The sequence below is a fragment of the Bradyrhizobium sp. genome, assembly GCF_017881085.1.
Lineage (GTDB): Bacteria > Pseudomonadota > Alphaproteobacteria > Rhizobiales > Xanthobacteraceae > Bradyrhizobium.
This window is the reverse complement of sequence record NZ_JADGRI010000331.1, coordinates 1-5,728: the sequence shown is the minus strand read 5'-3', so window position 1 is coordinate 5,728 and position 5,728 is coordinate 1. Positions and strand designations below refer to the sequence as shown.

Sequence of the window (5,728 nt, the reverse complement as noted above, 5' to 3'; positions counted from 1 at the left end):
CCCGGCATTCCCCGCGCAATGGTTTTAACGGGTTCCTTCGCGCTCTCCTCGGCGACCGGGCTTTCTTGCCACCGTCGCCCCCGAGAAGCGTGCTTCTCAAGAGCTTGACGCCAGCGTCGGGGCGTCAGGACCACACGACTTCACCGTCCGCAAAGTAGCGCCCTCGTCTCAAGCGCAGCTTGCGTCCACCGCATCCTGTCCCGCGTCCGTGACGATCTCGAGCCGCCCCTTTGTGGGACAGGACGGTGGCGGATATGAAAGTGATTTGCGCAAACACTGAAGCGGAATATTTTTGTGCGAGGGACTGGACAGCCAATTCACCGATTTGCCCGTCGGGTTAAATCAAGCCGGCTATGTCGGGTGGGCAAAGGCGCGCTTGCGCCGTGCCTGGCATCATCGGGCGCGCGTTCGCGCGACCCGCTGGCTTTGTCCACCCCAAGGGTCCCAGCCAACTACGTGCGCCTGATAGAGGATCACCCAATTTCCCCTGAGCGCATGGCGCTTACGCCTTCGTGCGGCAAGATCGAGCGGCATCCTCCCACGCGCGAACAGGGAGGTCTCCGAGGAGGTTCGATAGCCCAACCGCAAGCGCGCGAAGCCGGGCATTCTCCTTCGAGAGCGACAGAACGTTGTGGAGTTCCTGACGTGGCGAATCTTCGTCTTTGGCAGTCGCAGCCTCTTCGAGCAGCGGCGACAAAACGTCGAAAAATTCGTCACGCGGCAGAAACACAACGTTGTCGACACCGAGGCGATCCTGCTTTTTCCGCGGCGGGTGTCCGATGCCCATGGCAAGTCCCTCGATTTAGGAGGTACTCCTAATCCAATCGAATCCCGTCAGCCTGACGTGAGTCGGGGGCAAATTTGAGTCCAAAACAGGACCAACTGAGCCACGCCGGCATACCGATGGCGATGACCGGCTCTCGTTACCCGTACGCCCGCGTTTTCCCTCGTAAGCATTGGTTAAGCAGGAATATTCCCAAGCGCGAGAAAATCGAATTACACAACCGAATTTTACTTAACATTATTCCGATCGTCCTAAAGCGACGGTTGTTTGCATCAAGCCATGCAGACCCTAAAAGCACGCAGCAGGCTCGCTTCGATCGTGAGGGGCTCATTTATGGACGCGCAGGAGGCTTGGGCCGACTCCAAGTTTGATCGAGGGCCAAACACGATCAGTTCTTACTTTCAAAGGTCCGGAATTTATATTTTCCTGATTTCGTTCGCATGCGTGTATTACCTTTCGAACGCGTCGCTCATGCTTGGCCATTATGACTTGGGATGGCACCTGGCCGCTGGAGACTTGATCAGAGACCAAGGTAAGATTCCTTTCGGGGATCCATGGTCATTCACGTCGGGAGGCAGGCAATGGTATAATCTTTCCTGGCTTTGGGACGTGATTGCCAGCGTACTATTTCAATATATGAAATTTGGCGGCCTCACCTTATTTGTAGTTGCGTGTGGCGCAGTCATTGTCGGATATCTTGCGTCCGTCTGCTTAAGCAGCGGAGCCTCGGCGGCTGCAGTCAGCATTTCGGTTTTTTCCGCGTGTTTGCTCTACCCATCTTTTGCAACGCCCCCGAATGTCTATCTCGCCGCTTCACCAAACACTTCGACCATGTTGTTTTCCGTAATATTCTACGGTGAATGTTTGAAGAGAACGAGATGGCTCCTGTTACCTGCGATTATGGTGCTTTGGGTCAACATGCATGGTGGCTTCCTGCTTGGCTTCCTGATTGTTGGGGTTTTTTGCGGCGCGGCTCTGCTTAAACGGGATTGGGCAGGTTTGAAAATCTACAGTTTCGCGGGAGTCGGTTGCTTTATTGCAATATTCATCAACCCGCTTGGCTGGCATATCTATGACGGCGTAGCGGCTACACTGGGCCACTTCGTGCAAGCCTACATCACCGAGTGGCTGTCTTTTTATCAGAACATATCCATGCCGGGGAGCATGCCTGGCATCCTGTATATTTCGATATTTGTCGGGCTTGAACTGCGGTACAGGGATTCTTGTCCTGTAGAGTCCCGGTTGCTTGCGTGGCTCTTTTTGTTTCTAGGACTTTATCAATTCAGATACTTGTCGTTCTTTTTCTTATTCTCGGCGGTTCCGCTGGCTTTTCACCTTGATCGGCTGCTGCCCAAACAGCTGAATAATCTTGAAGTCCAAAAGTCGTTGTTGGCTGCTGGCATCATTGGAGCGTGCGCGCTGCCATTGACCTTTATGCAAGTAGAACCGGCACTCGGACTTCCGGAAATGATTTCAGAGCAGGATGCTCGTTATCTTCAAACACATTTTCCGCATGCGCGGCTTCTGAACCACTGGAACGTCGGTGGAACCTTGATCTTCTTCACGCGAGGCGCCGTACCTGTGTTCGTGGACGGCCGGGCAGCTACCGCCTATCCCGATGATTTGCTGCGTGACTATTTCAAGCTGCCCGAACTGGAGATTGACGAGACCGCTTGGGACACGGTGCTTGAGAAATACCAAATCGATACGGTGCTTTGGGTGAAGGCGCATGAAGAATTGAGGCGGTTTCTCGTGGGCAAGAGAGGCTGGAAGGAAGAATACGCAGGACTGTATGAGAGCATTTACGTTAAGCCATAACGCCGCATGGTGTTTTTTGCGCGGCTATCCGCTTTTGCTCAATTTCAGAGTTCGGGCGGCGTACGCCAAGTCCGTTCCGCCAACCGGGCGAAGCAATCCCGGTAAAGCGCCACGAAGAAAGTATGGAGCGCGCTTCGCCGCTTCCGTCCTTGCTCATCGAGCATGACGGACACTTCGCTCGTCGCGATGACGGCTGCTAAGGAGCCGCGCTCCGCTGTCCCCGCCTGCGTTCCACCGTGATCTCCGCCAAAATCGACATCGCTATTTCCTCCGGCGTGATGGCGCCGAGATCGAGGCCGGCGGGAGCCTTGACGCGGTCGAGGGCCGTGGCGTCGATGCCCTCAGTGATCAATTTTTCGCGCAGTGCCGCCATCTTGCGGCGGCTGCCGACGAAGGCGTGGTAGGCGGCTTCGGTCTTCACGGCCGTCCGCAATGCGGCTTCATCGCCCTTGCCCTGCGTCGAGACCACGATGAAGCGTTTTGCCTGGTTGAGATGTCCGAGCGCATAGCCGTCGATCAGCATGTCGGCGTCGGGCGTGTCGGTCCGATCTGCGGCGGGTGCGGCGACCGTGACGTGGTAGCCGAGCTGGCGCGCCTGCGCGGCCAGCGACAGCGCCACGGGGCTTCCGCCGAGAATGACCAGCGAGGGATGCGGCAGCACCGGTTCGACGAACACGTCCATGGTGCCCTTGCTCGGGCACATGTTGCTGGCGAAACGCACGCCGTCGCGGTTCTCGCCGGGCTTGACGCCGAGTTCAGCGAGAAGATTTTCCGGCTGCACCGAGACCATACGCGGCTCGCCGTCGGCGAGCGCCTCGCGCGCGGCTTTCAGCACCGCGCCGCGGGCGCAGCCGCCGCCGATCCAGCCCGCGACGATGGTGCCGTCGGGCCGGATGATCGCTTTGGCGCCGGCCTTGGCGGCGGTCACCGACACCGTGCGGACGACGGTCGCCAGGACGAACGCCTCTTCGGCGGCCTTGAGCTGGGCCACCAGATCCATCACTTCGACATGTTTTGTCATTGTCGTGTCCTTGGAAATGTTGCTCACAGCTTCGCCAGATAGGGTTCGAGGTCGGTCAGGCTTCTCAGCGTATTGGCGGGCGCGTAGAGATCGACATGGGGAAGTGCGGCCTTGATGCCGGCGGCTTCGGGCGCATAGCCCTCCCACGCCATCATCGGATTGAGCCAGACGATGCGGCGGCAGCGTCGCGCCAGCGCGGCCATCTCGCGGCCGAGCAAGTTGGCATCGCCCGTCTCGTAGCCATCGGAAACGATCATCACGCAGGAGCGCGAATGCAGCACCCGCGCGGCATGCCAGCGATTGAAAGTCTGCAGGGATTCGCCGATCCTGGTGCCGCCGCCGGCGCCCTGCGCCATGATCGAGAGCCGGTCGAGCGCGCGCGCGGGATCCTTTTCCTTCATCGCGTCGGAGACGTAAGCGAGACGGGTGTGAAACAGGAACGCCTCGGCCTCGCGAAACTCGTCGAGCACGCCGTGGATAAATCGCAAAAATACGCCGGTATACATGCTCATCGAGCCGGAGGCGTCGAGCAGCATCACGAGGCGCAGCGGCTTTTCCTTGCGCTGGCGCCTGACCAGCGAGATCGGCACGCCGCCATGGCTGATATTGCTGTGGATGGTACGGCGCAGGTCGAGCCGGTAGCCGCGCCGCCGCGCCAGGTCGCGCCGGGTCAGCCGCGTGCGCATGGTCTTTGCAAGTCGCGCCGCGACTTCGTGGGCCTGCTCGATCTGGTCGGGATCGGCCATCTTGCGGAAATCGACTTCGGAAAAATTGTCGACGCGCGAGGCGCCTTCCATACGGCCCTCGCCGGAGCGCCCCTCCGGCGCATCGTCGGCGGAGGGGACCTGATCGGTGGCGGCCTCGCCTGCCGAGGGTTGCGACCGCGTGTCCTGCAGGCTCTTCAGCGACGGGCTGTTGGCCGCCTTGGTCGAGCCGACGGTAAGGGATCGCGACCGCACGCGTTTTCCCAGCCAGAACGCGTCGAACAGCCCGTCGAACCGGTCCCAGTCGGTCTTGCGCGCCGAGAACAAATGCTTGAACGCGGAACGCAACAGGCCCGGTCTTTCCGCATAGCCCTCCGCCATAAGCGAAGCCGCGTCCTGGCCTTCCCTTGGGCCGACGGCAAAGCCGGCCTCACGCAGCGTCTTGAGAAACGCGGCGAGTTTTGTCGTGACGAGTTTCGAAACCTCGTCCAGTTCTTCGCAGCCGGGATCTGCGCCGCAGCAGCTCATGCGACCTTCCCCAGGATCCGTTCCGTGACCTCGCGGGTCATCCGCGACTTGTCCTCATGGGTTTTCAGCAGACACATCAGGGTTTCGTGCACCGTCTCCGGCGTCTCCTGCAGGTCGCGCACGCCGATCCCGACCAGCGCCGCCGCCCAGTCCAAGGTCTCCGCCACGCCCGGCACCTTGCGCAGTTCCTCTTTCCGGATGCCTTCGACCATGCGCGCGATCTGCAGCGACAGCGAGGCGCCAGCGCCTGATATCCGCGCCATGATGATTCGCGTCTCGCGGCCGACGTCGGGATAATCGACATAATGATAAAGGCAGCGGCGGCGCAGCGCGTCGGAGAGTTCGCGGGTGCCGTTCGAAGTCAGCACCACATGCGGGATGGTGATCGCGGAGATCGTGCCGAGCTCGGGGATCGACACCTGGAAGTCGGACAACAGCTCGAGCAGGAACGCCTCGAACTCGTCGTCGGCGCGGTCGATCTCGTCGATCAGCAGCACCGGCGGTTTGCTGCGGCGGATCGCGGCCAATAGCGGCCGCTCCAGCAGATATTTTTCCGAGAAGATCTGGTCCTCGATGGCGTCGGCATCCTCGCCGCGATGCGCCTGGATCGAGAGCAGTTGCCGCTGGTAGTTCCACTCATAGAGAGCGGCCGACTGATCGAGGCCCTCATAACATTGCAGCCGGATCAGCTCGGTGTCGTGCACCGCGGCCAGCGCCTTTGCCACCTCGGTCTTGCCGACCCCCGCTTCGCCTTCGAGCAGCAGCGGACGCCGCAGCAATTGCATCAGCGAGATCGCGGTCGCAAGCTCGCCGTCGGCGATATAGCCGGCGGCCGCCAGCGCTTGCGCGATCTCTTCGCGGGTTTTCATTGTC

Annotated in this window: 5 protein-coding genes; 1 reads left to right on the top strand and 4 read right to left on the bottom strand. The window is 60.2% G+C overall.

All coding sequences use genetic code 11. The features are described from left to right. Positions 1-502: 502 nt before the first annotated feature. The gene (locus QZ213_RS23605; protein ID WP_291688495.1) at positions 503-787 is read right to left on the bottom strand and encodes a hypothetical protein; all 285 of its coding nucleotides are present in this window, start codon (positions 785-787) and stop codon (positions 503-505) included. A gap of 330 nt (positions 788-1,117) precedes the next feature. Between QZ213_RS23605 and QZ213_RS23600 the strand changes: the two genes are divergently transcribed. Beyond that, positions 1,118-2,602, top strand: coding sequence for a hypothetical protein (locus QZ213_RS23600; RefSeq protein ID WP_291688494.1), 1,485 nt, complete (start codon positions 1,118-1,120; stop codon positions 2,600-2,602). Positions 2,603-2,798: 196 nt separating this feature from the next. Here QZ213_RS23600 and QZ213_RS23595 read toward each other — a convergent pair whose 3' ends face one another. From QZ213_RS23595 to QZ213_RS23585, 3 genes are read right to left on the bottom strand one after another with little or no spacing between them, the layout of a single operon-like run. After that, positions 2,799-3,623 carry an XdhC/CoxI family protein gene (locus QZ213_RS23595; RefSeq protein ID WP_291688493.1) on the bottom strand — a complete coding sequence of 275 codons (825 nt, stop codon included), beginning with the start codon at positions 3,621-3,623 and terminating at the stop codon, positions 2,799-2,801. Positions 3,624-3,646: 23 nt separating this feature from the next. Then, the gene (locus QZ213_RS23590; RefSeq protein WP_291688492.1) at positions 3,647-4,855 is read right to left on the bottom strand and encodes a VWA domain-containing protein; all 1,209 of its coding nucleotides are present in this window, start codon (positions 4,853-4,855) and stop codon (positions 3,647-3,649) included. Further along, on the bottom strand, positions 4,852-5,724 hold the full coding sequence (locus tag QZ213_RS23585; RefSeq protein WP_291688496.1) for a MoxR family ATPase: 873 nt from the start codon (positions 5,722-5,724) through the stop codon (positions 4,852-4,854). The genes QZ213_RS23590 and QZ213_RS23585 overlap by 4 nt, the downstream gene beginning before the upstream one ends. Between the last annotated feature and the right edge of the window lie 4 nt (positions 5,725-5,728).